The organism is Rhizobium sp. CRRU65, from assembly GCF_048551595.1.
In the GTDB taxonomy this organism is placed as follows: Bacteria; Pseudomonadota; Alphaproteobacteria; order Rhizobiales; family Rhizobiaceae; genus Rhizobium; species Rhizobium leguminosarum_J.
Genome location: NZ_JBLYZH010000016.1, coordinates 15,386 through 40,330, shown reverse-complemented (window position 1 = coordinate 40,330; position 24,945 = coordinate 15,386). Strand labels below are relative to the sequence as shown.

The following is a 24,945-nucleotide window of genomic DNA, read 5'->3' as shown; positions in this document are numbered from 1 at the left end:
TCGTCATGCCTATTCTCTATACGACCAAAGCCTCTGCCACCGGCGGCCGCGCAGGCCGCGCCGTTTCCGAAAACGGCGTTCTGGACGTGACGCTGACAGTTCCCAAGGAACTCGGTGGTGACGGCGCGACCGGCACCAATCCCGAACAGCTTTTCGCTGCCGGCTACTCCGCCTGCTTCCTCGGTGCATTGAAATTTGTCGCGGGCCAGCAGAAGGTCAAGATTCCCGAGGACACGACGGTCTCCGCCAAGGTCGGCATCGGCCCGCGTGAAGATGGCGGCGGCTTCGGCATCGAAGTGGCGCTGACGGTCAACATTCCGGGTCTCGACCGCGAAACCGCTGAAAAGCTCGCAGCCGCAGCCCACATCGTCTGCCCCTACAGCCACGCCATGCGCACCTCGACCGAGGTCCCGGTCACCGTCGCCTGATCGGAGCAATTCCCAGCAAAAGTGTGGGAGCAGCTTCCATCTTCGGCCGGACGCCGTCGCGCTTCAACTCCTGAGACGAACGCAGTAGAGCCCGGCCCAGGAGATCGGTGAGGCCAGCCCCTCATCCGGCTGCCGCCACCTTCTCCCCGTAAACGGGGCGAAGGGGATATGCCGCGACCTCTCCGTTCCTCGCCAACCTCTCGCGGGGCACGTCCCCTCTCCCCGTTTTTACGGGGAGAGGGCTAGGGTGAGGGGCAGCCATCGGCTTGCTCTATTCGGCCGCTAGCCGTCCGCTGTGACGAGGTCGGCGTTCAGCCCGGCGGCCCGGGCGTTTCTGCCATCATTCATGACAGCGCCTGCAGGTCCTGCCGAAGCCTTGCGGCGCCGCCATCCGGCAGCTTTCCGTCGATCATCGCATGCGTGCTTTCCCAGATCGGCAGCGCTCTCGCCAACACCGCCTTGCCTTCGACGGTGAGGCTCAGCAGCCGGCCGCGCCTGTCCCTCGGGTTCTCCATCACCTTCACCCAGCCCTTGCGCTGCAGCGGCTTCAGCGCCGCCGTCAGCGTCGTCTGGTCCATGGCGAGCAGGGCGGCGACCGGCCCCATTGGCGGTGGTTCCGGCCGGTTCAGCGACATCATCAGCGAAAACTGCCCATTGGTCAGCCCGGCCGGCCTCAGCGCATCGTCGAACAGCCGGGCAAGCGCGCGTGCCGCCCGCTGCACATGCAGGCAGAGGCAGGTGTCGCGCACCAATAGCGTCGTGGAAAAGGGAATCTCGATCGAATTTGACATGCCCCATTTCTATTGATATCAATGTATTTAGTCAAGGAGAAGGAGATGAGCCGGCTTCACCGGCAAGCGCCGGAGGAGGGCGCATTTCATGCAGAATGAAGTTGTGTCCCGCGAAGAGTGGCTCGAAGCCCGCCGTGCCCTGCTGGCCAAGGAGAAGGAGGCGACGCGGCTACGCGACAGCGTCAACGCCGCCCGTCTGGCGCTGCCCTGGGTGAAGGTCGACAAGGATTATGTCTTCGAAACGCCGGAGGGCAGGAGGTCGCTCGCCGATCTCTTCGACGGCCGCAGCCAGTTGCTGATCTACCATTTCATGCTCGGCCCGGATTGGGACGCCGGCTGCACCGGCTGCTCCTTCCTGTCCGATCATGTCGATGGCGCCCTGCCGCATCTGAACCATCACGACGTCACCTGGGTCGCCGTTTCACGCGCGCCGCTCGACAAGATCGCCGCCTATAAACAGCGCATGGGCTGGCAATTTCCCTGGGTCTCTTCCTTCGGCAGCGACTTCAATTTCGATTATCACGTATCTTTTAGCCCGGAGGATCTTGCCAAGGACGAGGTCTTTTACAATTTCACGCCTATGCAGCCGGCTGACGCCAATGACGAACTGCCGGGCCTCAGCGCTTTCTACCAAAACGACAGGGGCGAGATCTTCCATACCTATTCGAGTTATGCCCGCGGGCCGGAAGAACTGATCGGCACCCTGATGATCCTCGATCGCGCGCCGAAAGGCCGCAACGAGGACAGCACGATGAATTTCGTGCGCCGCCACGACGAATATGATGAGGCCCCGAAGGCGCCATCCTGCTGTCACTGAAATAGGCCACCATCACTCAAGGGAGAAGAGGACGATGAAGACCGCTGAAGTGCTGAAGGAACATTCCTTCCTGGAAAGACTGATCGGCGACTGGACCGTCACCGCACCCGACATGACGGGAAGCGAGCCCTGGACGGAAACCGTCCGCTCACTGCACGGCATCTGGTTCGTCGCCGAAGGGACCGGCCGCATGCCTGATGGCAAAGAGGCCACCAGCATCCTGACGCTCGGCTACAACGCCGCAAAAGGCAAATACGTCGGCAGCTGGATCGGCAGCATGATGGATTATATGTGGGTCTATGAGGGCGAGCTCGACGCGTCAGGCAATGTGCTGGACCTCTATACCACAGGTCCCGACTTCAACAGCGAGGGGCTTGCCGATTACCGCGAGCAGATCATCTTCACCGACGCCGATCACCGCACCTTCATCTCCAGCGCCAAGCAGCCTGACGGTTCCTGGAAGCAGTTCATGGAAGCACATTACGCCCGCAAGATCTGACAATCACGGCGCTCAACCTTGAAAAAGGGGTTTCGAAAAAGAGGCCTCGGGAAAGGGGCGTCGAACAAGGGAGAGTATGATGTCCGAGACGCATGGAAAGTTCATCTGGTGCGAGTTGATGACCCCCGACACATCGGCTGCCGCGAAATTCTATAGCTCGGTCGTCGGCTGGACCACCTCCGAAATGAAAATGGAGGGCATGCCCACCTATACGATCTTCGAGGCGAACGGCATCGGCGTCGCCGGCCTGATGGAATTTCCGGCCGAACTCGAGGGTAAGGGCATTCCACCGAACTGGACGGGTTATGTCGATGTCGACGACGTCGACCAGTCGGCCAAGGATTTCGCCGCCAATGGTGGTTCGGTCCGCCGTCCGCCGGAAGACATCCCGACCATCGGCCGCTTCGCCGTTGTCGCCGATCCGCATGGCGCGGTGCTCTGCATCATGACGCCGGCGCCGATGGAGAAGCCCATGCCGGAACTGGCCTTCGACGCACCCGGCAATATCGGCTGGCACGAACTCTACGCAGGTAATGGCGAACAGGCGCTGGCCTTCTATTCCAAGCTGTTCGGCTGGACGAAGCACAGCGATTTCGACATGGGCCCGATGGGCGTCTACTATCTCTTCGCCCACAATGGCAGGCAGATCGGCGGCATGATGACCAAGCCGGAAAACATGCCGATGCCCTTCTGGTGCTACTATTTCATCGTGCCGACCCTCGACGCCGCGATCGAACGCGTCACCTCAGGCGGCGGCAAGGTGGTCAACGGCCCGATGGAAGTCCCCGGCGGCAGCTGGATCATCCAGGCCACCGACCCGCAAGGCGCCTTCTTCTGTCTGGTCGCACCGAGGCGGTAGGTTTTTAGGGGTGGCATCGTGCGGCAGGACCCTCATACGGCTGCCGCCGCTGCCTTCCGTCAGAACTTGTAGCTGGTCCCGAACAGGACCTTGTCCTGCGTGGCGCCGACATCGCCGATGGTCGAGCCGAAGTCCTTGTTGCCGAAATCGGAATGGCGATATTCGCCGCGCACCAGGATATTGTCTGTGACCGCGTGTTCGATGCCACCGCCGGCCGTCCAGCCGATCAGGATGCCGTCCTTCTTTCCGGCAGCGGAAATGTCGACCTTGCCGCCGCCGGCCGCCACGCCTGCCGTTGCAAAGAACAGGGTGCGATCCCAAGCGTAACCTACCCGAGCTCGGCCCGAGGCATCCCATTCGAGGTTCGCATTGTCATTTTTCTCGAAGTTGTAGTTAAAGTCGTTCTCGATGCCGTAGACGATATTTCCGGATTGGAAATTATAGCCGGCATGCAGGCCTGACGTGCCGCTGTCGATATCCTGATCCGAGCCGAGGATCTTTGCCTGGCTCCAGGAATATCCGCCTTGGGCGCCGAGATAGAAGCCCGACCAGTCATAGGCTGAAGATACCTCTCCGGCGGACGGCGCCGGCGGCGTTTCATAGGTGAGATCGGCGGCAACGGCCGGAACGGCAACCGAAAGCGCCAGGACGGCGCAGGCGACTAATCTGATATGCATGGAGATGCCTCGTGTTCATGGGAAGAAAAGCCGAGAGGGCGATTGCGACACCGCCCGGCTCTCAAGAAACCATGCCCCGCGCCGACGTTGCGGAGTGTCTTTTAACATTGAGATTTGTTGCGAACCCTCGCGAAGGATGGGGCGGCGCGGCACGCCGCGCCACCCATCACACGCCTGATCCCAACGAAGCAAAGAACCCCTCCGGGCTCTCGACTTCCACCAGCCGCTTCTTCTCGATCAGCCAGAACCGGTTTCCCACCGCCCGCACGAAACTGCGGTCATGCGAGACCAGCAGGCAGCTCGCCTCGTGCGCCATCAACTCGCCCTCCAGCGTCTCCTGTCCCTCGATGTCGAGATGGTTGGTCGGCTCGTCGAGCAGGTAGAAATTCGGTTCCGCAAGCCGCAGCACCAGCATGCCGAGCCGTGCCTTCTGGCCGCCGGACAACTGGCCGATCGGTTTTGCCTGCATGTCGATCGTCATGCCGGCGCCAGCCAGCAAGCCCCGCGCCCGCTGGTCGCCGACATCGAAGCGGCGGATGATTGTGCCGATCGGCGTATCGGTGTCGGCAAGATCGGCAAGCGCCTGGTCGCCATAGCCGAGCACGAGCGAAGGCGTCGCCTTGACGCCGTCCCGCGCCGTATCCGGTCTTTCGATCGCCTGCTTCAGCATCGACACCAGCCGCGACTTGCCGGCGCCGTTGAGGCCGAGCAGCACGATGCGGTCACCCTGGCAGATGAATTGTCGGCCGGTTTTGAACAGCAGCGTTCCATCCGGCGTCGTCACCGCCGCATCCTCCAGCGTCACCAGCACCTTGGCATGCGTGCCGCGATTGGCAAGCCGGATGGCGCCGGCCGAGCGCTCCAGATGCGCCGGTTTTGCCGTATCCTCCAGCTTCTCCGCCCGCTGCTTGAGCTGTTTCGTCTTGACGACGAGCAGATCGCTGCCGGAGTTGATGCCGATATTGTTGAGCTTGGCCGCCTGCTTGCGCAGTTGCTCCGCCACTTTCATGTCGCGCTCGTAGCGCCGGGCTTCGGAAGCGTCGGCCTCGTCGAGGGCGGCGCGCGCCCTTGTATAGGGCAGGGCGAAGACCGGCGATTGCTCCGGCCGCAGGAACAGCGTCCGGTTGGTCGTCGCATCGAGGAAGGCGCGATCGTGGCTGGACAGGACAACCGGCACGTCGCGCGGCAGCGCATTCAGCCAGCTCTCCAGCTGCGCGATCTTTTCGAGGTCGAGATGGTTGGTCGGCTCGTCGAGCAGAAGCACGTCGGGTTCGCTCACCCAGGTGCGGGCAAGCATGGCAAGCCGCTGCCAGCCGCCGCTCAACTGCTTCAGCGGCCGGCCGCGCATGACCTCCGGCACATCTAGCGATTCCAGCACCACGTCGACCCGCCAGCTTTCGCTTTCGGCCTGATCGGCCGGCAGCGCCTGCAGCACCGTATCGTAGAACGGCGTGTCGAAAAGGGCAGGCGGCACATTCTGCGCGACATGGCCGACGGTCAGCCCGCGCGCTTTGGTGATCTCGCCCTCGCTTGGCTCCAGCGCGCCGGTGATGCAGGCAAGCAGCGTCGATTTCCCCCGCCCGTTGGCGGCGACGAGACCAATGCGGTCGCCGCCATTGACGACGAGATTGAGCTTGGAAAACAACGGACTGCCCAGCGTCACGCCGAGATTGCGGATATTGATGAGTGTCATGATCGTTCTCTGGTCTTGACCGGGTATCAAGCGCGCTCCGGGGCGTTCAGCCATCACGGGATTGCGCGGTTCGAGCCCGGGAAATGAGAGGAATGCGCGCTGTCATCTACGGCGTCGCATTGGCCACGAAGGGCAGACCAGGAAGAGATGTCGAGAAACGGTCTCTGGTCAGCCCTGCAAACGCATTTGCAGGGCGTTGACGGGACCACGCTGGCGATTAAACCGAAAATAATACTGCATTGCGTGATCCTCCTTTCTCAAAAGCTTGAGCGATCCAAATAACATTGCCCGCAAGAAGAGGCAAGGGAGCCGGACGTGCGCCGATTTCCAGCCACAAACCGTGCATAGAGGATTCCTCGGGGCCGACCGGGAGAACAAGACGCATGCTCATTGCCCATTTGCCGGCAGGCTACATTCTGGCGAGCGCCGCGCGGCAGCGATCCGCTGCGCCCGGCATCATGACCGCGGCATTGGTCGGTAGCGTGCTTCCGGATTTCGACATGGTCTATTTCTTTCTGACCGGCGGCAAGGTCCATCATCACGACTATGTCTCGCACTGGCCGCTGTTCTGGCTTGCTCTCGCCGTCGTGGCTCTGCCGGTGATCGGACGGCTGGCGTCGCGCTGGTTTCCCGCGGCCGCCGTCTTTTTCGCAGCCGTCATGCTCCACATGATCATGGATACCGTCGCCGCGCCGATCCTCTGGCTAGCGCCATTCGATTGGTCGAAATTCGAGCTGACGACGGTGCCGGCGACCTACAGCAATTGGGTCGTGAGTTTCATGTTGCATTGGACCTTCGCTCTTGAATTCCTGATCTGCGTAACCGCGTTGATCGTCGCCGTCTGCCGGAGCCGTCGCGTCGGAGGCCGGCAGCAGGCATGAGCCGGAATTATCCCGGGTCGGCGGGCGACAGTTCCAACCGCCGCGTGATCCCAATGCTCTGAAGGAACGTTTCGTCGTGGCTGACGACGAGCAGCGCGCCGTCATAGGCGCGCAGTCCGGCCTCGACCGCGGCGATCGAGTCGATGTCGAGATGGTTGGTCGGCTCATCGAGGATCAACAGCGGCGGCGGTGCCGAGCCGAGCACGCAGGCAAGGCCCGCCCGCAGCAATTGCCCGCCGCTGAGCGTCGATACGGTCTGCAGCGCCGCATCCGCCCGGAACATGAAGCGGGCAAGCGCAGCCCGGCAGGTATTTTCATCGGAAAGCGGATTGATCCGGCGGAAATTGTCGCGGATCGAGATCGACGGATCGAGCAGGCTGACCTTCTGATCAAGCATCGAGAGGTCGGTCATGACGTTGACCGTGCCGGCCCAGGGTTTCAACTCGCCGGTAATAAGCGCCAGCAACGTCGTCTTGCCCGAGCCATTGCGGCCGGTGACGGCGATACGCTCCGGTCCCGTCACATCGAAGGAAAGATTGCGGATGACGGGATCGCCTGGCAGATAGCCCGATGTCACGCCATCCATTTTCAGGACGGTCTTGCTGGTCGGCAGCCCGGTTGGCGGCAGGGTGACCGACAAGGGCTGCAGGATCTCGATCTTCTCGCGCGCCGCCCTTGCCTCGTCCAGTGCCTGGGCGCGCCGACGGTCGGCGAGGCGGGCATTGTTGCCACCCGTCGTTTCGCTCCGCTCCTTCATACCGCCGAGCACGATGCGCGGAATGCCGCCCTTGGCGGCCGTTTTCCGCCCGGTGCTGTCCCTCTGCGCCTGACGCTCCACCGTCGCCTGCGCCTTCCTGGCAACCTCGGCGATGCGTTTTTCGGCGTCAGTGAGATCATGCCGTGCCGCCGCGAGCTCGAGCGCCTTGCGTTCGCGATAATGGCTCCAGTTTCCGCCGTAGCGCGTGGCAGAGAGCGACGTCAGTTCCACGATCGCATCGACACTTTCGAGCAGTTCGCGGTCATGGCTGACGATGACGGCGCCGGCCCGCCAGCCTGACATCAGCGCGATCACCGCCTCGCGGCCCTCGCGATCGAGATTGTTGGTCGGTTCGTCGAGCAGCAGAAAGTCCGGTTCGGTGAAAACAAGCGCCGCAAGCCCGGCACGGGTGCGCTGCCCGCCTGAGAGCACAGCAAGCGGCGTCTCCGGCAGTGCGTCGAGCCCCGTCCGATTGAGCGCTGCGGCAATGCGCGCCTCTAGCCTCCAGTCCGCGGATGCCAGCTCGTCGGCCGTTGCCTCGCCGGCTTCCGCATGGCGAAGAATAGCGAGGGCGTCGGTCACGCCGAAGAGATCGGCAACCGTTTCGTCAGACGTCACCTGAACGCTCTGCCGTAGCACGCCGAGACTGCCGCTGACGGATACCGTCCCGGAATGCGGCTGGAGTTCACCGGAGACGAGCTTGAGCAGCGTCGTCTTGCCGACGCCATTGCGCCCGACCAGACCGGTACGCTCAGCCCCGAAACTCAGGTCGAGATTGGAAAAAAGCGGCCGCCCGTCAGGCGCGGACCACGAAATTTGGGAGAGGGTGATGGATGCAGGCATGGATATGGTTTTCCCCGTTGGCAAGGCGAACTGGCGTTGCGATCGGGTTGAAATCCATTGCGGCACACATCCTGTTGAAATGGTCGATGGCAGGTAATTTAGGGAATAAATGCTGCGGGTTCAAGAAGGGGAACGATCAGAGAAGGCGTGGGAAGTTGCCCCTCACCCTAACCCTCTCCCCGTAAACGGGGCGAGGGGACGTGCCCTACGAGAGGGGAGGAACGGAGAGGTTGCGGCTATTCCGCTTTGCCCCGCGAGCGGGGGTCCGAAGGACGGGGCGAGACCTGTGGCTCGACCCCGGTCGATGCCGGCAGGCGGATGAGGGGCTTTTATAGCTCGCCGCAACCCTACCGCTTCAAGCTTCCCAAGATCCCGCGCACCAGCGCCCGGCCGACTTGTGTTGCCACCGTGCGGGCCACGCTCTTCATTGCCGCTTCCACCACCGTTTCGCGCTGATAGCTGGACGTCCGGCCGCGCGATTGGCCGCGGCCCTGGTTGTCGTCGTCATTGCCGCCGCCGAAGCCCGGCAGGTTCCAGCCGGAGGTTGTGCCGCCCTGTTGCTGAGGCGCTTCTTCCTGCGCCCGTTTGGCGGCTTCGGCATCGGCTGCCTTCTTCGCCCGTGCGGCCAGCAGTTCGAAGGCGGATTCGCGGTCGATATCCTCGTCATAGACGCCGAGAACCGGGCTCCTGTCCATGATCTGACGGCGCTCGTCATCGGTCACCGGGCCGACGCGGCCGGAGGGTGGGCGGATCAGCGTGCGCTCGACGATCGAAGGCGCGCCCTTGGCCTCCAGCGTCGAGACCAGCGCCTCGCCGGTGCCGAGATTGGTGATGACGGTGGCGCAATCGAAGGCCGGATTGGCACGGAATGTATCGGCCGCCGTCCGCACCGCCTTCTGCTCGCGCGGCGAATAGGCGCGAAGCGCGTGCTGCGCCCGGTTGCCGAGCTGGGCGAGCACCGTTTCCGGCACGTCGAGCGGGTTCTGCGTCACGAAATAGACGCCGACGCCCTTGGAACGGATCAGCCGCACCACCTGCTCGACACGTTCGGTCAGCACCTTCGGCGCATCGTTGAAGAGCAGGTGCGCCTCGTCGAAGAAGAAGACGAGCTTCGGCTTGTCGGGGTCGCCCACCTCGGGCAATTCCTCGAAGAGCTCGGAGAGCAGCCAGAGCAGGAAGGTGGCGTAAAGCCGCGGGTTCATCATCAGCTTGTCGGCCGCCAGCACCGAGATCTGGCCGTAGCCGTTGTTGCTGGTGCGCATGATGTCGGAAATCTTCAGCGCCGGTTCGCCGAAGAAATTCTCGGCGCCCTGCTGTTCGAGAACGAGCAGCGCCCGCTGGATCGAGCCGACCGAGGCCTTGGAGATCAGGCCGTACTGGTTGGAAAGTTGGCTGGCGTTCTCGCCCATATAGTTGAGCAGCGAGCTGAAATCCTTGAGGTCGAGCAACGGCAGCCCGCCCTGGTCGGCGATCTTGAAGGCGATGTTGATGACGCCTTCCTGCGGTTCGGAGGCATCCATCAGGCGGGCGAGCAGCAGCGGCCCCATCTCGGCGATGGTGGTGCGCACCCGGTGGCCCTTCTCGCCGAACAGATCCCAGAAGATCACCGGAAACTGGTCGAATTCATAGTCGGTGAAGCCGATCTGCTCGGCGCGCTTCGTCAGGAAATCCTTGGGCTCGCCCTTGGCGGCGATGCCGGACAGATCGCCCTTGATATCGGCCGCAAATACCGGAACGCCGGCTCGGGAGAAACCTTCGGCGAGTACCTGCAGCGTCACCGTCTTGCCGGTGCCGGTAGCGCCGGTGACGAGGCCGTGACGGTTGCCGAATTTCAGGTCGAGATATTCCGGCTTGTTGATGCTGTCATCGGGGTTGCGGCTCGCGCCGATGAAAATCTTGCCATCCTCGATCATTCGGAATGCTCCCTTGGGGCTCTGCCGCCATTTGTATGAGAAGGCGTGCTTCTGCCACCTTCATCGAACCATCGTTTCCTTGTTATAAGCAGGCAGGTGCATGCCGACAACTGTTTGCATTGAAAGCAAAACCGGACAAAGTGCGGCCCGGGGAGGGGCCGGCTTGAGTTGCCGTCGAATCTCGATTAACGTTGACGTTAACGTCAAAAAACAGGAGGCTGACATGAATGAAATTGTAACCCAGATCGCCGATCGCGTGGGTATTGCGCCGGACCTCGCCGAAAAAGCGCTCGGCATGATGCTCGGCTTCCTGCAACGCGAGGCCGCCGATGGCCCGGTTGCCAAGATGATCGAAGCGATCCCCGGCGGCGCCGATCTCGTTGCCCAGTTCAACGGCGCAGGCGCCGGCGGCGGCGGCCTGCTCGGCGGGCTGATGAGCTCGCTCGGCGGTGGCGGCATCATGGGGCTCGGCCAGCAGCTGATGGGTGAGGGCCTCGGTATGGGCGAGATCACTTCGCTTGCCAAGGAAACCATCGCGATCGCCAAGCAATATGCCGGCGAAGAGGTCGTCGATGAGGTCGTCGCTTCCGTTCCGGGCCTCAGCCAGTTCGTCTGAGACGAGGGATCGGCAGGAGCCTCGCTTTGTTGCGGGGCTCACTGTTCTCGCTATACCGGGGTGAAAAGCAAGCCCTGTCCCTATGAAAGGAGAGTTCGTGACCGTCTGGCGCCCATCGCAGCAGATCAGGGTGAAGGTGATCGGCCTCGCCTGGCGGAAAGACCAGCTGCTTGCCGCCGAAGTGGAGGATGACAGCGGCCGCATCAAGGGCGTTCGCCCGCTTGGCGGCGCGATTGAATTCGGCGAGAGCCGCGAAGAAGCCCTGCACCGCGAATTCCAGGAGGAACTCGAGACCGATATCCGCATCGTCGGCCCCTGGCATCTGCTTGAAAACATCTACGAGCATCACGGCGCGACCGGTCACGAATACATCTTTGCCGCCGATATCGAACTGGCCGATGCATCGCTCTATGAGCGCGACGAAATCCACTATTCCGAGCTCGACGAGACGGCGGCGACCGCGCGCTGGTTCTGTCGCGACAGCCTGCGGGACGCCGGCATCGATCTCTATCCGACAGGTCTCGACAGGCTGCTGTCGCGCTGGCGCGATTGAGCCGGAGATCGCCCGCTCTGAGGTGCCATATTCCGATCGCCAAACTTTGATCGTCCGCCTCCGCTTCCGGGGGAACAATGAGGTCGTTCTGCTGTTTCTGTCGCATCGCTGAAACCATAGGGAATAGCATCATGCGTATGTTTCTTGCAGCAGCCTCGATCATTCTCCTCGGCTTCGTCGCTCCGGCCTTCTCCCAGGCGCTTGCTGATATGGACTCTAGCGGCCGCTTCGGCGGCATGCCACCCGGCACTGTGCCGGGAGCGGAATCCAATGGCGGACTCATGATTCCGCTCGATCCAGTCGAAACCGGTGATATCACCGTCGTCATTCCGTCCGATCGGACCATCTGCCCGCGGCCCGGAACGCGTCAGTACCGCGCGGCAGAGCGCGACGGTACGCTAAGCGACGCCTGCCGCTGACAGGATAGGCCCCAGATCAGAAAGCAGGACCGGCTATTTGTCGTTTTTGTGCAGCACGACGCCGAGTTCATGCCACTGCCGCCTGTCGCGCTGCATCAGTTCGTCGGCTGAGGCGGGTCCCATGCTGCCCGGCGCGTAGGCGTCAGGCACACTCTGGTCGTTCGCCCAGATATCGAGGAAGGGCTGCACCACCGCCCATCCGGCTTCGATGCCGTCGGCGCGCTGGAACAGCGTCTGATCGCCGATGAAGAGATCGTAGAGCAGTGATTCATAGCCGGTGGTCTTGGCAATATCGAATTTGTCGGCATAGCGGAAATCGAGCGAGACCGGCACGGTATCGACCGAAAGCCCCGGCGATTTGATCGAGATTTCCATGCTCATGCCCTCATCCGGCTGCACCTGGATCACCAGCCGGTTCGGCGGCAGGCGGCGCTTGACGTCGGTCTCGCGAAACTGCGCGAAGGGCACCGGCTGGAAGGTGATGACGATCTCGGTGTCGCGCGCCGTCAGCGCCTTGCCGGTCCTGAGATAGAAGGGCACGCCGGCCCAGCGCCAGGTATCGGCATAGAGCTTCAGCGCCACGAAGGTCTCGGTCCTGCTGTCGGGCGAGACGTCCTTGGTGTCGCGATAGGCGGGAAGCTGAGCCCCATTGAGCGGGCCTGCAGCATAGGCGCCGCGCACGCCATGCGTCTTGGCCTCCTCAGGCGTATAGACGCGCAGCGCCTTCAGCACCTTGCTCTTTTCATTGCGGATCGCTTCGGCATCGAAGCTGTTCGGCGGCTCCATGGCGATCATCGCCAGCAGTTGGAAGAGATGGTTCGGCACCATGTCGCGCAGCGCGCCGGTCGCATCGTAGAATTTGCCGCGGCTGCCGACATCGACGATCTCGGCGGCGGTGATCTGCACGTGGTCGATGTAGCGGCTGTTCCACAAGGACTCGATCATCATGTTGGCGAAACGCGCCGTCATCAGGTTCTGCACCGTTTCCTTGCCGAGGAAATGGTCGAGCCGGTAGACTTGGCTCTCCCCGACCTGCGCGAGGATCTGTGCATTGAGCGCCTGCGCCGAGGCGAGATCGGTGCCGAACGGCTTCTCGATCGCGACGCGGCGGAAGACGCCGTCGCTTTCATCGGTCAGCCCATGCGCGGCGAGTTTCTCGACGATCGTGCCGAAGAAGGAGGGTGGCACCGCGAGATAGAAGGCGGCATTGGCATGCGGCCCCAGCCGCTTGCCGATCTCGACGAAAATATCGTCCTTGGTGAAATCCCCGGACGTATAGGAAATGCGCCGGCGCAGGCTTTCCCAGGCCTCGTCCTTCACCATCGGCGCTTCGCCGCTCAGATGGCTGAGGAATTGGTCGAGCCGCCCGCGCAGGAACTCGTCGTCACCCGGCTCGATGCCGATGCCGAGAATGTGGAGATCCTCGCCGACCAGGCGGCTGCGCGTCAGATTGATGATCGCCGGCACCAGCAGGCGGCGCGTCAGGTCTCCCGTGGCGCCGAAGATGACGAGGGTGACCGGCGGGGTAGGGGCAGCGTCCATGATGTCATCTCCTTGGATCTTCCGGCCGACTATACTGCGTGCCGGTCTCGCCGCAACATATGCAGGCGAGGGATAACAGGCATTTGACATCCTCTGGCGCTCGCGGCCGCCCCTCATCCGCCTGCCGGCACCTTCTCCCCGCAGGCGGGGCGAAGGGGATATGCCGCGACCTCTCCGTTCCCCGCCAGCCTCTCGCATGGCACGTCCCCTCGCCCCGTTTACGGGGGTCCGCAGGACGGGTCGAGACGAGTGGCTCGACCCCGGCAAGGTTAGGGTGAGGGGCAAGCCACACGGTAGGTTTAGGGTGAGGGCTACCATCGGCGCGAACCGGACATGCCGGCAGCGGCCGCCTTTACCCCTTCACCGCCACCATGAAGATCCTCGGAAACCTGAGCAGCACCCGTCCATCCGACATCTTGGGATAGGCCTTTTCCAACCGCTCCAGGTAATCCGCCAGGAACGCCTCACGATGCTCTTCGCCGGCATGGGCAAGATAGGGCATCAGCCCGGTTCCCTTCACCCATTCGACGATCGCCGCCGCATCCGCCATCGGGTGATTGTAGACGGTGTGCCAGATATCGACATGCGCGGCTTTGGCGATCAGCCGGCTGTAATAGGTGGATGGCGGCGGCAGCGACCTGCGGCGCACGCTCTTCGCCTCGAAGGCGGATTTCCACGGTCCGGCATGCGCCGTCTCCTCCATCGCCAGATGTGAGGGTTCGCCGAGATTATCGGGCATCTGCACGGCCAGGACGCCGCCTTCGGAAAGCCCGTCCATCAGCCGGTCGAAGATATCGAGATGATCGGGCAGCCATTGGAAGACGGCGTTGGCAAACAAGAGGTCGGCGGGTTCGTCCGGCTGCCAGCGGGCGAGATCGGCCTCGACGAAGGCAGTGCCCGGAAGCCGCTTGCGCGCCGCCTCCAGCATGTTCATGTCGCTGTCGACGCCCGAGACGCCCTGCGCCCCGTAGCGCTCGATGATCAGCTCGGTCGAATTGCCCGGGCCACAGCCGAGATCGATGGCATGACGAAGGTTTTGCAGCGGCACCTGTGCCAACAGGTCACGCGCCGGTCGCGTGCGCTCATCCTCGAATTTCACATATTGGTTGGCGGACCATGCCATGGCGTTCACTCCTGCTGTCAGGCCACATCGTCCATGTGGTGGATGCGGATCTTGTCGATGTTGCGGCCGTCGAGATTGACGACCTCATCGGCGAAGTCGCCAGCGACGAGGGCACCCGCCGATCTTCACTCAGCCGAGACAAGTATTTTGTCCACGCGCCTCCCGTCGAGATCGACGACTTCGAAGCGCCATCCATCTCTCGTGAAGCTCTCGCCCAATTCCGGCAGATGTTTCAACTCTTCCAACACCAGGCCGGCGACCGTCTGATATTCCAAGTCGCCATCGAGCTTGAGGTTTAAGAATTCAGCGAACTCGTCAATTGGCGTCCAGCCCGACACGAGATAAGAGCCGTCGTCTCGCCGAGCGATGGCCTGTTCATCGACAGGCCCCTCCTGCAGAGCCCCCATGATTGCTTCCAAAATGTCACCTGACGAGACAACCCCCTCGAAGTGGCCGTATTCGTCGAAAACCAGCACCATGTGAACGGGCGATTTCCTGATTGCCTCAATCACATTGATGGCAGTTGAAAGGTCTGAAACCACCGGGACGTCTTGCGTCAGAGACTTGATGTCGGCACTGCCGTGTTCGGACATCGCGTCGTAGAAGTCCTTGACCGGAAGGATGCCGATCACCTCGTCCGAACTGCCTTTTCGAACGGGCAACCGCGACCGCTTCGTCCTGTGCAACTGGGTCCGAATTTCATCAAGGCTGTCGTCGATATCAATAATTTCGACGTCCCGCCGGGGCGTCATAAGCGCTCGGGCAGTGCGATCCGCCAGCCGCATGACACCTGATATCATCGCGGACTCTTCGCTTTCGATCACTCCAGCCGACTGCGCCTCGGCCAGAACAGTTTTGATTTCTGCGTCTGAGACATTTTCGCCAGCTTTTCCTGTTTGGCCCAAGAGTTTGAGCACAAGGTTTCCGGAGGCGTTTAGAAGCCACACGAGTGGCAGCGCAATTTTTGAAAGGACCGCCATAGCGGGTGCGACCCTGGCCGCAACCGCTTCGGGTTCCCGCAATGCGATCTGCTTTGGAACAAGTTCGCCGACGATCAACGAAAGATATGTGATTGCCACGACGACTGAACCTACGCCAATGGCATCAGCGGCCGTCGATGACATTCCCTGGGCTTCTAGCCATCCGCTCAGGCGGCCGCCGAGCGTGGCCCCCGAGAAAGCGCCGGATAGAACGCCGACCAGCGTGATGCCGATCTGCACCGTTGAGAGAAAACGACCAGGGTTTTCAGCAAGTTTGATCGCTTGAGCTGCACCCTTGCTTCCATTGTCGGAGAGGACCTTTAGGCGAGCTGTTCGAGAATACACGACGGCCAGCTCCGACATGGCGAGCACACCATTCAGGATGGTGAGAAACGCCACAATTCCAATTTCCAGAAACACAGGGACCCTATTCGTTTAGGTTGTAGCCGCATTCATCAGGCGAAGCGGCGAGGCATTCGAAGGGACGCTCTTATACGCATATACGCATCGCCTGTCGTCTCTCCATCATAGTGTTGACATCAGTGCAGGTTCCATCAGACCGCTCCTCTGAAGTGAGCCGCGGCCGCCCGTCAGCGGCAATGGTCTGGGAAGCGGCCCTCTCTGCGGGAGCATTGATATGCTTGACGCGAGGCGGAGGTCATCGCACCGTCTACAATGGTCGCCTGCTTCCTCGGCCGGGAGATCCCGGTTGGAAGGGGCGGAGCTTGTACTGGATGGGTCGCTGTCAGGCATGTCGCAATTTTGACGGTGAAACAGTGCCGACGCAAGAGGCGCCGGGCGAAAATCCTTATAGCGTCTTGATGTGACAGTTTCGCCAACGGCAGCACCATCGCGTTTGCGCGTCTTAAAAGAGGCGCGGCGATCAGCCAGTCATAAGGAAAGCTGCCGCAATACACCGTAAATTAACAGCCTGTCCGTATTTTCTCCAAATTGCGAACGATTTCCGTGACGTGCAGCCACGTCCTGAAATCAGTTCTCGGTCTGGGGAAGCCGGGACGGAATAGATCGGTGCGCGATCGACGACCTGCCCGCTTGAGGAGGTTAAGCGCATGCAGTTCAAATCGGCGACCGGACGCAACATTTTTTCCGTGGCGGCCTGCGGTGTCATCGCCACGATCGCGGCATCGGGCGTTCTTTTCTACATCGCCTACAACGATATGCGCAAATCGAGCCTCGACGAGATGCTGCAGATCGCTGCTGCCAATGCGCTCAACGTCGAGAAATCCATGAGCGTGGCGCTCGGTATCGTCAATGCGTTGGAAACGTCGCTGTCGACGATGAAGGAGGGCGGAAACGCCAATCGTGCGGCCGCCGACGACCTGCTGAAGAACATGCTGCAGGATAATGCGATGGCGCTCGGTGTTTGGACCGGCTGGGAACCGAATGCCTTCGACGGCAAGGACAAGGATTTTGTCGGCAAGGAAGGCCACGACACGACGGGCCGCTACGTGCCTTACTGGGTCCGCAGTGGCGACAAGATCCAGCACACGCCGCTGGTCGATTATGGCGTGTCGGGCGCCGGCGATTACTACCAGCTGCCCTTTACCCAGAAAAAGACTGTCGTCATCGAACCTTATGTCTATGCGGTCGACGGCAAGGACGTGCTGATGACCTCGGTCGCCAAGCCGATCATGGTCGATGGCAAGGCGCTCGGCGTCGCCGGCATGGACATTTCGCTCGACGACGCCAACAAGGCGATCTCGGCAGTCCACCCGATGGAGACTGGCTATCTCAGCCTCGTGACGGGCACCGGCAGCATCATCAGCCATCCTTCCGCAGAACTCGCAGGCAAGAATATCAAGGACGGCGGCGATCTGACTGCCGGCTGGGATCAGTTGATCGCCAAGCCCGGCCTCGCGCAGGAGATCGCAGGCCCGGACGGCCAGACCTATTTCTCGGTCGCCTATCCGGTAAAGCTGACGAATGACCTGAACTGGTACGCCGTCGTCTCGGTGCCCAAATCCACCGTCTTTGCCCAGCTCAACAACATGGCCTGGAGCGCCGTTGCGATCACCGCCGTCGCTGCTCTTCTGCTCGGTTTTTCAGGCTGGCTCATCGCCCGCAAATTCATCCGCCGCATAGAGGGCGTGATCGCCGAGACCGATCGCATCGCCCATGGCCAGCTCGACGTGCAATTAAGCGACAAGAATGCCAAGGACGAAATCGGCGACCTCTCGCGTTCTCTCGCCATCCTGCTGGAAAGCAATCGCCAGAAGATCAAGCTGGAAGCCGATGCGGAAACCTCCCGGTCCCGCGAAGAGATCGAACGGCAGGAACGTTCCGTCCTCCATGCCGCCCGCGAGGATTCGATCAAGTTCGCGGTCAGCGAACTCGGCAACGGACTGGCCAGCCTTTCCAATGGAGACATGACCATCCGGCTGGAAAAGCCGTTTGCCGACTCACTTGACGAAATCCGCGTCGATTTCAATGCGTCTGTCGAAAAGCTCCAGGCAGCCCTGATTTCCTTCTCCGAAAACGCTGCCGTCATCCAGGCCGGTTCGGAAGAAATCCGCTCCGGCGCCGACGATCTCGCCCGCCGCACCGAACAGCAGGCCGCTTCCGTCGAGGAGACCGCCGCCGCGCTCGAGCAGATCACCACCTCGGTCAAGGACTCCACCCTTCGCGCCGAAGAAGCGGGAACGCTCGTCAGCCGCACCAAGGATGGTGCAGAAAAGTCCGGAGAGATCGTGCGCAATGCCGTCGACGCCATGACCGGCATCGAGCAATCCTCGCAGTCGATCTCCAACATCATCGGCGTGATCGACGATATCGCCTTCCAGACCAACCTGCTGGCCCTCAATGCAGGCGTTGAGGCAGCACGTGCAGGGGAGGCCGGCAAGGGCTTCGCCGTGGTCGCGCAGGAAGTGCGTGAACTGGCGCAGCGCTCGGCGACGGCCGCCAAGGAGATCAAGGCGCTGATCACCTCGTCCGGCGCCCAGGTCAAGCGTGGCGTCGATCTCGTCGGTCAGACCGGCAAGGCGCTGCAGGCAATCGTTTCCGAAGTCCAGCAGATCAACAGCAATGTCCAGGCGGTCGTCCAGGCCGCCCGCGAACAGTCGACGGGTCTCCTGGAGATCAATACGGCAGTCAACCAGATGGACCAGTCGACCCAGAAGAACGCCGCAATGGTCGAGGAATCGAATGCCGCCTCGCACACGCTGGTGACCGAGGTGTCCGCTCTCTCGGAGCGCCTGGCACAGTTCAATCTCGGCCAGATGGCAAAGGCGGCCCCCGTCGCCCGGACGGCTGCCAAGCCGTTGGCACGCCCGGTCGCGGCGACGCTTGCGGCGCGTAGACAGGTTCCCGCCTCGGCCACCGACCATGCCAGGCCCGCTCCCTCGCCGGCCCGCGCACTCGGCGGCAAGCTCGCAGCCGCCTTCGGCACCTCAGCCGCACCGGCTTCGACCGAGGGCAACTGGGAAGAGTTCTAGACATTTGGCGCGCGACGCTGCTAAGCGCCGCGCCACACGCGCCCTCGAGGGCGGCACATTGTTTTTCCACACAGCTGCAAGGATGGCGCGCGCTCAATTTTGATTTGAAAGCATTCAATATCTCGCGCTAAGGTCACACAAAACCAGCATCAGCGCAAAGTCCTCGGAGTTGCCGATGACGTTTCCCAATCCCTCAGCCGCCTTTGACCGCATGCTCATCATGGGCAATGGCGGCGCGGGTAAAACATGGCTTGCCCGTCGTATCGGCGAGCAGCTTCACCATCCGGTTGTCCACCTTGATGACATGCATTGGGAGCCGGGGGGCTACGGCATCGCTCGCGACAGGGCGTTGCGGGATGAGATGGTCATGGCAGCGGCCGAGCGCGATGTCTGGGTTATGGAGGGAGTTTACGGGCAACTGGCGAACATGGTCCTCAGCCGCACGACGATCCTGGTCTGGATTGATCTGTCGGAGGAGGAATGCATCGCCAACATCAAGGAGCGAGGCATCCAGGGCGGCGAGTCCCAAACCCAATTCGATGGCCTTTTGAAGTGGGTGGCCGAATACCGGAGTAGAACGAACAACTGGAATTCCTTCGAGACGCACACCCGATTGTTCTCGGTCTTTTCCCGTCCGAAATTCCTGCTATCGAGCCGTGAGGCCGTCACCGATTTTGCCTGCCGGTTGTCCAACAGCATCGACGAGGCCATCGATGAACGAGCCTAGATTTCCGAATGACGAGGGCGAAGACGCCTGGATGGTCGTCCAAGTGTCTGCGGATGAACACTGGAACGCCTACCACGACATCCGCCGCGCTGTCCTTTTCGAGGCCCGCGGGTTGATTGGCTATGATGCGAACCATCCCGATGATCGAAGGGATGGGCATTTCCCTTTGCTGCTTTTGCTCGAAAATACTCCGGTGGGTGCGGCTCGCCTCGATCTGATGGACGATGCGGCGGCGTGGGTGCGAACCGTCGCGATCAGGGCGGAATGCCAGGGAAAAGGGTACGGGCGGTTGCTCATGGCCGGCCTCGAAAAATTCGCATCACGGCACGGGGTCAAGAGATTGGTTGTGAATGCGGCGCGAGACGCCGTCGGATTCTACGAGGCGCTCGAATGGACCGTCGTTGAGGCCGGTGGTGAAAACCCCGTGCTGACAAAGGAATTGCGAACCAGGCCTCAATGGTGAAGTATTGCGTTGACCGTGAGCTGCTCTGACGTTCTCGTGGAGCCTCTCCAAAAACGACGAGGTGACGATGCTCATTATCTTCGGTGGTCTGCCTGGCAGTGGAAAGACGACGATCGCCCGCGCTTTGGCTGAGCGGTTGAATGCGGTCCATGTGCGCGTCGATACCATCGAGCAGGCAATCCGTGCCTCCGGAATTGCCGATGATGCCGGGCCTGCAGGCTATATCGTGGCTTACGGTATTGCCGGAGACAATCTGACCCTTGGCAGGACCGTTATCGCCGACTCCGTCAACCCGCTTCGGATAACCCGGGCAGCATGGCGTTCAGTCGCGCAAGCGGCCGGGGTGACAGCGGCGGAGGTCGAGGTCATTTGCTCGGATAAAGCCGAGCACCGCAAGCGTGCTGAAACGCGCCTCACCGACGTCGAAGGTCTGGTGAAGCCGACATGGCAAGAGACTTCCGAAAGAGCCTATGACGAATGGCCCGATGCAATCGTCATCGATACGGCTTCGAAAACGGTCGAAGCCGCTTTGGAGGAACTGGTGAGCCGATTGAAATCGCTCCCGCCAAAAGCCTAGCAGAACCGACGAAGAAACGCATGATGTCGTCCGAAAAGCGACACCACGCGCTACCACGCACGCGCGCCGTCACGCCGCGAGGATGGTGATCCCATAGGCATTGGCAGCCGCCGTCATGCGGGCGATGGTTTCAGCCGAAGGGCTGGCCTTCGGTGGCTCGGTCGCGCCTTCCGCTTCGATGAACTCGGCCATGTCCCGATCGACGATCGCAGAAAAGACCACGGGGACGGTTCCGCGGTTGGAATAGCCGTGCACCATGAAGGGAGGGATGGTGACGATGTCGCCGGCGCTGGCCTCGATCTCTTCGGGGCCGCTGTCGCTCAGGCGCCAGATCGTCAGGCGTCCCTCGAGGATGCGGAACACTTCGGGGCTCGCATGCGCATGTTTCGGCGTCCGGCTGCCTGATGGCACGGTGACGTCGAAGATATTGAGCCAGGCTCCGCTGATCCGGAGCCGCCGCTCGACCCGGTCACCGAGGACGAAAAACCGCTTTGCCTCGTCGCTCGCAGGCATTTTCACAAATGAGTTGGACATCATGTCTCTTTCTTTTTCTTACAGGGCTTCTTCTTATGGGCTTTTTCTTGCGGGCGCAGCCGTTAGACCTTTGCGCCGTCTTTGACAACCCGCCCTGTTGTTGGGGGTGCCATCGCCGAACGCTTTCAAAGAAGCCCGCGACATCGGCCGAAGCGATGAACAAGCGGCTCCGTTGCCAAGAGTTCAGCGCGGCTCGCGCGCCACTACGTCACGAGACTGTCGGGGCCGATATCGGTACTTCGGGGCGTTTCCGCAAGGTCCGGCAATGCCGCATCAGCTATGCGGAAATGACTGAGGCCGGAAGGGTTCAAAAGGCTCGGCGCCTGTAATACCGCCGACACAGAAGGAGCGCATAGAACGCGGCGGCTGTTCCTGGCCTTCCCTGGGGCTGTCCTTCCGCGCCGTCCCGGCATTCACATGATCATTCACATTGATGGAGCGCATTCATGTCCTCTCTTCCCGTCGTCGGCGCCGCCATGACGCTCGATGAAGTCGAACTTCACCGTGACTGGCTGTTCGAAAAGTCCCGCGATCTCGAATTGCAGAGCTTCGTCGATGCCGAGGTTCTGAACGGCGACTGGGCGCCGCTCGCCGCCCGCGCCAGAAGGCTTCTCGACGGTCATGGCGGCCGCCTCGGCATTCACGGCCCGTTCTGGGGCTTCACCATCGCCTCGGAAGATCCCGATATCCGCGCCATCGTCACCCGGCGCCTGCTGCAGGGCCTCGATGTCTGCGCCGCCATCGGCGCGACCCATATGGTCATCCACAGCCCTTATACGTCCTGGTCCTACAACAATCTCGACGACAATGCCGGCGCCCGCGAAGCCCTGGCCGAGCGCACGCACATGACCCTGCGCGACGCCATCAGGCGCGCCGAGGATATCGGCTGCACCATGGTGATCGAGAACATCGAGGACAAGGATCCGCATATTCGCGTGGCGCTTGCCGAAAGCTTCAACTCGCCCGCCGTCGCCGTCTCGATCGACACCGGCCACGCCCATTATGCCCACGGCTATACCGGTGCTCCGCCGGTCGATTATTACGTCAAGGCCGCCGGCAATGGCCTCCAGCATGTCCATCTGCAGGATGCCGACGGATATGCCGACCGCCACTGGAGCCTCGGCGAAGGCTCGATCCACTGGCATGCCGTTTTCGCGGCCCTTGCCAAACTCGAAAGCAATCCGCGCCTCATCATCGAGATCAAGGACAAGTCGAAGATCCCGGCTTCTGCGGCCTATCTCGCCTCCATTGGGGTGGCTGAATAAGGTCTGTTGTTTGTTCTCTGGGCATTTGGGCTGGCGCCCTCTTCTCCCCAGCGGGGAGAAGGTGGCCCGAAGGGTCGGATGAGGGGGCCACACGGCACAACCTTCACTATTCCTTGCCCTTCGCTTGCGCTCCGTGCATTCGCGGCTTCGCCACTCACCCCCTCAACCGCCTGCCGGCACCTTCTCCCCGCTGGGGAGAAGAGATTCGTGGCAGCGCCTTGGTTCCCTTCTTCTCAGTAGGAGCAAGACATATCAGACGAAACCCGCTTGCTCGCTCACCTTTGCTCGTCACAGGAGGGCAGGGCGGAGCTCCCTCATGAAAACCGGGTAATCACGCTGATCCCCGTGGCCTCAGCCTTGTCGAGCGCCATCAGCGCCGGCACGGCCTCCTCGAGGCTGACGCGGCGTCCGATCAGCTTCTGCGGCGCGATCTTGCCGGCCGAAAGCATCGACAACATGGCGTCGTAGCGCCAGGCCTGCATGCCGTGGCTGCCGTAGATTTCCAGCTCGTGGCCGATCACCTGTGCCATCGGGATTTGCGGCGTCGCATGCTCGCCGAGCATCAACCCCACCTGAACATGCCGCCCGCGCCGGCGCAGGTTCTTGATCGAGTTGAAGCAGGTGACGGGATGGCCGAGCGCGTCGATCGAGACATGCGCGCCGCCCTTGGTGATTTCGCGCACCGCTTCTGCCACGTCGGCAACGCCTGACGCATTGACCGTCGCCACTGCCCCGCAATCCCGCGCGAAGGCGAGCTTCTCCTCGGATATATCGATGCCGATCGCATTCGCTCCGAGCGCCGTGGCGATCATGATCGCCGACAGACCGACGCCGCCGCAGCCATGCACGGCGATCCATTCGCCAGGCCCGGTGCGGGCCTGGTCGGCGACGGCGCGAAACGAGGTGGCGAAGCGGCAGCCGAGGCTTGCCGCCGTCGCATCGTCGATCGTATCGGGCAGGTGCACCAGATTGGTGTCGGCATAATCGATCGCCACATATTCAGCGAACGACCCCCAATGGGTGAAGCCCGGCTGGAACTGGTTCGGGCAGACCTGCTGGTTGCCGGAATGGCATTCGCTGCAATGGCCACAGCCGGAAACGAAGGGCACGGTCACCCGGTCGCCCACCTTGAAGCGCATCACGCCGCGGCCGGTGGCGACGATCCGCCCGGCAAGCTCGTGTCCCGGCACATGCGGCAGGCGAATATCGGGATCGTGCCCCATCCAGCCATGCCAGTCGCTGCGGCAGAGCCCGCTGGCCCCGACGGATATGACTACACCGTCCTCGGCCGGCGTCGGATCGGCAACGGTGCGGATTTCGGGCGCCTGTTCAAAGGCTTCGTAGAACATGGCTTTCATCGGCGTCTTTCCTTGCTGCTTATCCGCTGTTGCGCCCATCATCGCATGCGGCAGCCAGCCATTCCAACATTCCATTCCATCATTTTTGCTGATGCACCCATCGATGAAGCTGCCGTTGCTGCGCACGAATATTGCGGCCTGGCGGCATTCCCCGGCATTTTCTTGCTTCCGTGTTTCCGCTCGGGATTTGTCCTTGACCCGGCTTACGGCGGCGGTTTTTCCTTCTCCGGCTTCAGGAGGAAACCATCATGGCAGTCGATACAACACCCCGTTCAACCACCTGGACTCATGTCGATGGAGAGTGGCTCCCCGGCAATCCGCCGCTGATCGGGCCGACCTCCCATGCCATGTGGCTCGGCTCCACGGTCTTCGACGGTGCCCGCTGGTTCGACGGCATCGCGCCGGATCTCGACCTGCATTGCCAGCGCATCAATCGCTCGGCACTTGCCATGGGCCTGAAGCCGGTGAAATCGGCCGAGGAGATCGTAGCGCTCGCCTGGGAAGGCGTTGCGAAATTCGATGGCGCCACGGCGATTTATATCAAGCCGATGTACTGGGGCGAACACGGTTCGCCCGGCAGCGTCGTCGCCGTCGACGGGGAATCGACCCGCTTCGCGCTCTGCCTGTTCGAGGCGCCGATGGGCGGTCATGGCGGCACCAGCCTCACTGTCTCGCCCTATCGGCGCCCGTCGCCGGAAACGGCGATGACCGAGGCAAAGACCGGCTCGCTCTATCCAAACAGCGGCCGCATGATCGCCGAAGCCCGCAGCCGCGGTTTCGACAATGCGCTGGTGCGCGACCTCAACGGCAACGTCGTCGAAACCGCTTCTTCCAATGTCTTCATGGTCAAGGACGGCATAGTGATGACGCCGGCCGCCAACCGCACCTTCCTCGCCGGCATCACCCGCGCCCGCGTCATCGGCCTGCTTCGCAAGGCCGGTTTCGACGTGCATGAAGCAACGCTCTCGGTCGAGGATTTCCTCGCAGCCGACGAAATCTTCACCACCGGCAACTACTCCAAAGTCGTCGGCGTCACCCGCCTCGACGGCCGCGACCTGCAGGAAGGCCCGGTCACCCGCAAGGCGCTGGAACTCTACATGGACTGGGCCTTCGGAAGGAGCGAGAGCGAGGAGTGAGGAGAGGTCCCGCGAAGCGGGAGCAATCGATCCAGTGAATCG

General features: G+C 62.1%; 24 protein-coding genes. 14 read left to right on the top strand and 10 right to left on the bottom strand.

The window, feature by feature from the left end; genetic code table 11:
• The first annotated feature begins 5 nt into the window (after positions 1-5).
• Complete coding sequence (locus tag ACM5SV_RS27190) at positions 6-428, top strand: organic hydroperoxide resistance protein (RefSeq protein WP_003546481.1); 423 nt, start codon at positions 6-8, stop codon at positions 426-428.
• 344 nt (positions 429-772) lie between these two features.
• Here the strand turns inward: ACM5SV_RS27190 and ACM5SV_RS27185 are convergent, their stop codons facing one another.
• Positions 773-1,219: a MarR family winged helix-turn-helix transcriptional regulator gene (locus ACM5SV_RS27185; protein WP_012756580.1), complete on the bottom strand. Its 447-nt coding sequence runs from the start codon at positions 1,217-1,219 to the stop codon at positions 773-775.
• An 88-nt stretch (positions 1,220-1,307) separates the two neighbouring features.
• On the opposite strand from ACM5SV_RS27185, the gene ACM5SV_RS27180 reads away from it, so the two are divergent.
• From ACM5SV_RS27180 to ACM5SV_RS27170, 3 genes are all read left to right on the top strand, one after another.
• The gene (locus tag ACM5SV_RS27180; protein ID WP_128439264.1) at positions 1,308-2,036 is read left to right on the top strand and encodes a DUF899 domain-containing protein; all 729 of its coding nucleotides are present in this window, start codon (positions 1,308-1,310) and stop codon (positions 2,034-2,036) included.
• Positions 2,037-2,070: 34 nt separating this feature from the next.
• Entirely contained in the window at positions 2,071-2,535 is a 465-nt protein-coding gene (locus ACM5SV_RS27175; RefSeq protein WP_221966248.1) for a DUF1579 domain-containing protein, read from the top strand.
• A gap of 79 nt (positions 2,536-2,614) precedes the next feature.
• Positions 2,615-3,394, top strand: coding sequence for a VOC family protein (locus ACM5SV_RS27170; RefSeq protein WP_130709836.1), 780 nt, complete (start codon positions 2,615-2,617; stop codon positions 3,392-3,394).
• Positions 3,395-3,453: 59 nt separating this feature from the next.
• On the opposite strand, the gene ACM5SV_RS27165 is transcribed toward ACM5SV_RS27170, so the two are convergent.
• Both ACM5SV_RS27165 and ACM5SV_RS27160 read right to left on the bottom strand, forming a co-directional pair.
• On the bottom strand, positions 3,454-4,071 hold the full coding sequence (locus tag ACM5SV_RS27165) for an outer membrane protein (protein ID WP_012756584.1): 618 nt from the start codon (positions 4,069-4,071) through the stop codon (positions 3,454-3,456).
• Positions 4,072-4,237: 166 nt separating this feature from the next.
• Positions 4,238-5,764 carry an ABC-F family ATP-binding cassette domain-containing protein gene (locus ACM5SV_RS27160; protein WP_221973333.1) on the bottom strand — a complete coding sequence of 509 codons (1,527 nt, stop codon included), beginning with the start codon at positions 5,762-5,764 and terminating at the stop codon, positions 4,238-4,240.
• Positions 5,765-6,147: 383 nt separating this feature from the next.
• Between ACM5SV_RS27160 and ACM5SV_RS27155 the strand changes: the two genes are divergently transcribed.
• Positions 6,148-6,645, top strand: coding sequence for a metal-dependent hydrolase (locus ACM5SV_RS27155; RefSeq protein ID WP_222017609.1), 498 nt, complete (start codon positions 6,148-6,150; stop codon positions 6,643-6,645).
• Positions 6,646-6,652: 7 nt separating this feature from the next.
• Here the strand turns inward: ACM5SV_RS27155 and ACM5SV_RS27150 are convergent, their stop codons facing one another.
• Positions 6,653-8,245 carry an ABC-F family ATP-binding cassette domain-containing protein gene (locus tag ACM5SV_RS27150; protein WP_222017607.1) on the bottom strand — a complete coding sequence of 531 codons (1,593 nt, stop codon included), beginning with the start codon at positions 8,243-8,245 and terminating at the stop codon, positions 6,653-6,655.
• A gap of 347 nt (positions 8,246-8,592) precedes the next feature.
• A complete protein-coding gene (locus ACM5SV_RS27145; protein ID WP_222017605.1) occupies positions 8,593-10,158 on the bottom strand; it encodes a helicase HerA-like C-terminal domain-containing protein in 1,566 nt (521 codons plus the stop codon).
• A 223-nt stretch (positions 10,159-10,381) separates the two neighbouring features.
• Between ACM5SV_RS27145 and ACM5SV_RS27140 the strand changes: the two genes are divergently transcribed.
• From ACM5SV_RS27140 to ACM5SV_RS27130, 3 genes are all read left to right on the top strand, one after another.
• Entirely contained in the window at positions 10,382-10,774 is a 393-nt protein-coding gene (locus ACM5SV_RS27140) for a hypothetical protein (protein ID WP_003546502.1), read from the top strand.
• Between the two features lie 97 nt (positions 10,775-10,871).
• Positions 10,872-11,327: an NUDIX hydrolase gene (locus ACM5SV_RS27135; RefSeq protein ID WP_012756589.1), complete on the top strand. Its 456-nt coding sequence runs from the start codon at positions 10,872-10,874 to the stop codon at positions 11,325-11,327.
• A 77-nt stretch (positions 11,328-11,404) separates the two neighbouring features.
• A complete protein-coding gene (locus ACM5SV_RS27130; protein WP_017993372.1) occupies positions 11,405-11,746 on the top strand; it encodes a hypothetical protein in 342 nt (113 codons plus the stop codon).
• Between the two features lie 33 nt (positions 11,747-11,779).
• Here ACM5SV_RS27130 and zwf read toward each other — a convergent pair whose 3' ends face one another.
• From zwf to ACM5SV_RS27115, 3 genes are all read right to left on the bottom strand, one after another.
• Complete coding sequence (gene zwf / locus ACM5SV_RS27125) at positions 11,780-13,288, bottom strand: glucose-6-phosphate dehydrogenase (RefSeq protein WP_221966243.1); 1,509 nt, start codon at positions 13,286-13,288, stop codon at positions 11,780-11,782.
• Between the two features lie 352 nt (positions 13,289-13,640).
• A complete protein-coding gene (gene tam / locus ACM5SV_RS27120; protein ID WP_222018342.1) occupies positions 13,641-14,411 on the bottom strand; it encodes a trans-aconitate 2-methyltransferase in 771 nt (256 codons plus the stop codon).
• Positions 14,412-14,536: 125 nt separating this feature from the next.
• Entirely contained in the window at positions 14,537-15,811 is a 1,275-nt protein-coding gene (locus ACM5SV_RS27115; protein ID WP_222018340.1) for a hemolysin family protein, read from the bottom strand.
• Between the two features lie 650 nt (positions 15,812-16,461).
• Between ACM5SV_RS27115 and ACM5SV_RS27110 the strand changes: the two genes are divergently transcribed.
• From ACM5SV_RS27110 to ACM5SV_RS27095, 4 genes are all read left to right on the top strand, one after another.
• On the top strand, positions 16,462-18,843 hold the full coding sequence (locus ACM5SV_RS27110) for a methyl-accepting chemotaxis protein (protein WP_222018339.1): 2,382 nt from the start codon (positions 16,462-16,464) through the stop codon (positions 18,841-18,843).
• A 175-nt stretch (positions 18,844-19,018) separates the two neighbouring features.
• Positions 19,019-19,570 (top strand): AAA family ATPase, encoded by a 552-nt coding sequence (locus ACM5SV_RS27105; RefSeq protein WP_222018337.1) that lies wholly within the window; start codon positions 19,019-19,021, stop codon positions 19,568-19,570.
• A complete protein-coding gene (locus tag ACM5SV_RS27100) occupies positions 19,557-20,033 on the top strand; it encodes a GNAT family N-acetyltransferase (RefSeq protein WP_113547052.1) in 477 nt (158 codons plus the stop codon). The genes ACM5SV_RS27105 and ACM5SV_RS27100 overlap by 14 nt, the downstream gene beginning before the upstream one ends.
• Positions 20,034-20,100: 67 nt before the next feature.
• Positions 20,101-20,610 (top strand): AAA family ATPase, encoded by a 510-nt coding sequence (locus tag ACM5SV_RS27095; protein WP_222018335.1) that lies wholly within the window; start codon positions 20,101-20,103, stop codon positions 20,608-20,610.
• A 69-nt stretch (positions 20,611-20,679) separates the two neighbouring features.
• On the opposite strand, the gene ACM5SV_RS27090 is transcribed toward ACM5SV_RS27095, so the two are convergent.
• The gene (locus ACM5SV_RS27090; RefSeq protein WP_041935483.1) at positions 20,680-21,147 is read right to left on the bottom strand and encodes a cupin domain-containing protein; all 468 of its coding nucleotides are present in this window, start codon (positions 21,145-21,147) and stop codon (positions 20,680-20,682) included.
• Between the two features lie 443 nt (positions 21,148-21,590).
• Here ACM5SV_RS27090 and ACM5SV_RS27085 point away from each other — a divergent pair, with 443 nt between their 5' ends.
• Positions 21,591-22,409, top strand: a complete 819-nt coding sequence (locus tag ACM5SV_RS27085) for a sugar phosphate isomerase/epimerase family protein (protein WP_222018333.1) — start codon at positions 21,591-21,593, stop codon at positions 22,407-22,409.
• Between the two features lie 314 nt (positions 22,410-22,723).
• Here the strand turns inward: ACM5SV_RS27085 and ACM5SV_RS27080 are convergent, their stop codons facing one another.
• The gene (locus tag ACM5SV_RS27080; RefSeq protein WP_222018331.1) at positions 22,724-23,767 is read right to left on the bottom strand and encodes a zinc-dependent alcohol dehydrogenase family protein; all 1,044 of its coding nucleotides are present in this window, start codon (positions 23,765-23,767) and stop codon (positions 22,724-22,726) included.
• A gap of 248 nt (positions 23,768-24,015) precedes the next feature.
• Between ACM5SV_RS27080 and ACM5SV_RS27075 the strand changes: the two genes are divergently transcribed.
• Positions 24,016-24,903, top strand: a complete 888-nt coding sequence (locus ACM5SV_RS27075; protein ID WP_222018330.1) for a branched-chain amino acid aminotransferase — start codon at positions 24,016-24,018, stop codon at positions 24,901-24,903.
• Positions 24,904-24,945 lie beyond the last annotated feature (42 nt).

What these genes read in the sequence shown, in the direction of transcription:
- ACM5SV_RS27080 (WP_222018331.1), bottom strand. Translation starts at nt 23,767, where the DNA reads ATGAAAGCCATGTTCTACGAAGCCTTTGAACAGGCGCCCGAAATCCGC.
- ACM5SV_RS27130 (WP_017993372.1), top strand. Translation starts at nt 11,405, where the DNA reads ATGAGGTCGTTCTGCTGTTTCTGTCGCATCGCTGAAACCATAGGGAAT.
- ACM5SV_RS27190 (WP_003546481.1), top strand. Translation starts at nt 6, where the DNA reads ATGCCTATTCTCTATACGACCAAAGCCTCTGCCACCGGCGGCCGCGCA.
- tam (WP_222018342.1), bottom strand. Translation starts at nt 14,411, where the DNA reads ATGGCATGGTCCGCCAACCAATATGTGAAATTCGAGGATGAGCGCACG.
- ACM5SV_RS27140 (WP_003546502.1), top strand. Translation starts at nt 10,382, where the DNA reads ATGAATGAAATTGTAACCCAGATCGCCGATCGCGTGGGTATTGCGCCG.
- ACM5SV_RS27155 (WP_222017609.1), top strand. Translation starts at nt 6,148, where the DNA reads ATGCTCATTGCCCATTTGCCGGCAGGCTACATTCTGGCGAGCGCCGCG.
- ACM5SV_RS27185 (WP_012756580.1), bottom strand. Translation starts at nt 1,219, where the DNA reads ATGTCAAATTCGATCGAGATTCCCTTTTCCACGACGCTATTGGTGCGC.
- ACM5SV_RS27110 (WP_222018339.1), top strand. Translation starts at nt 16,462, where the DNA reads ATGCAGTTCAAATCGGCGACCGGACGCAACATTTTTTCCGTGGCGGCC.
- ACM5SV_RS27165 (WP_012756584.1), bottom strand. Translation starts at nt 4,071, where the DNA reads ATGCATATCAGATTAGTCGCCTGCGCCGTCCTGGCGCTTTCGGTTGCC.
- ACM5SV_RS27180 (WP_128439264.1), top strand. Translation starts at nt 1,308, where the DNA reads ATGCAGAATGAAGTTGTGTCCCGCGAAGAGTGGCTCGAAGCCCGCCGT.
- ACM5SV_RS27170 (WP_130709836.1), top strand. Translation starts at nt 2,615, where the DNA reads ATGTCCGAGACGCATGGAAAGTTCATCTGGTGCGAGTTGATGACCCCC.
- ACM5SV_RS27100 (WP_113547052.1), top strand. Translation starts at nt 19,557, where the DNA reads ATGAACGAGCCTAGATTTCCGAATGACGAGGGCGAAGACGCCTGGATG.
- ACM5SV_RS27105 (WP_222018337.1), top strand. Translation starts at nt 19,019, where the DNA reads ATGACGTTTCCCAATCCCTCAGCCGCCTTTGACCGCATGCTCATCATG.
- ACM5SV_RS27090 (WP_041935483.1), bottom strand. Translation starts at nt 21,147, where the DNA reads ATGATGTCCAACTCATTTGTGAAAATGCCTGCGAGCGACGAGGCAAAG.
- ACM5SV_RS27075 (WP_222018330.1), top strand. Translation starts at nt 24,016, where the DNA reads ATGGCAGTCGATACAACACCCCGTTCAACCACCTGGACTCATGTCGAT.
- ACM5SV_RS27095 (WP_222018335.1), top strand. Translation starts at nt 20,101, where the DNA reads ATGCTCATTATCTTCGGTGGTCTGCCTGGCAGTGGAAAGACGACGATC.
- ACM5SV_RS27085 (WP_222018333.1), top strand. Translation starts at nt 21,591, where the DNA reads ATGTCCTCTCTTCCCGTCGTCGGCGCCGCCATGACGCTCGATGAAGTC.
- ACM5SV_RS27160 (WP_221973333.1), bottom strand. Translation starts at nt 5,764, where the DNA reads ATGACACTCATCAATATCCGCAATCTCGGCGTGACGCTGGGCAGTCCG.
- ACM5SV_RS27150 (WP_222017607.1), bottom strand. Translation starts at nt 8,245, where the DNA reads ATGCCTGCATCCATCACCCTCTCCCAAATTTCGTGGTCCGCGCCTGAC.
- ACM5SV_RS27175 (WP_221966248.1), top strand. Translation starts at nt 2,071, where the DNA reads ATGAAGACCGCTGAAGTGCTGAAGGAACATTCCTTCCTGGAAAGACTG.
- zwf (WP_221966243.1), bottom strand. Translation starts at nt 13,288, where the DNA reads ATGGACGCTGCCCCTACCCCGCCGGTCACCCTCGTCATCTTCGGCGCC.
- ACM5SV_RS27145 (WP_222017605.1), bottom strand. Translation starts at nt 10,158, where the DNA reads ATGATCGAGGATGGCAAGATTTTCATCGGCGCGAGCCGCAACCCCGAT.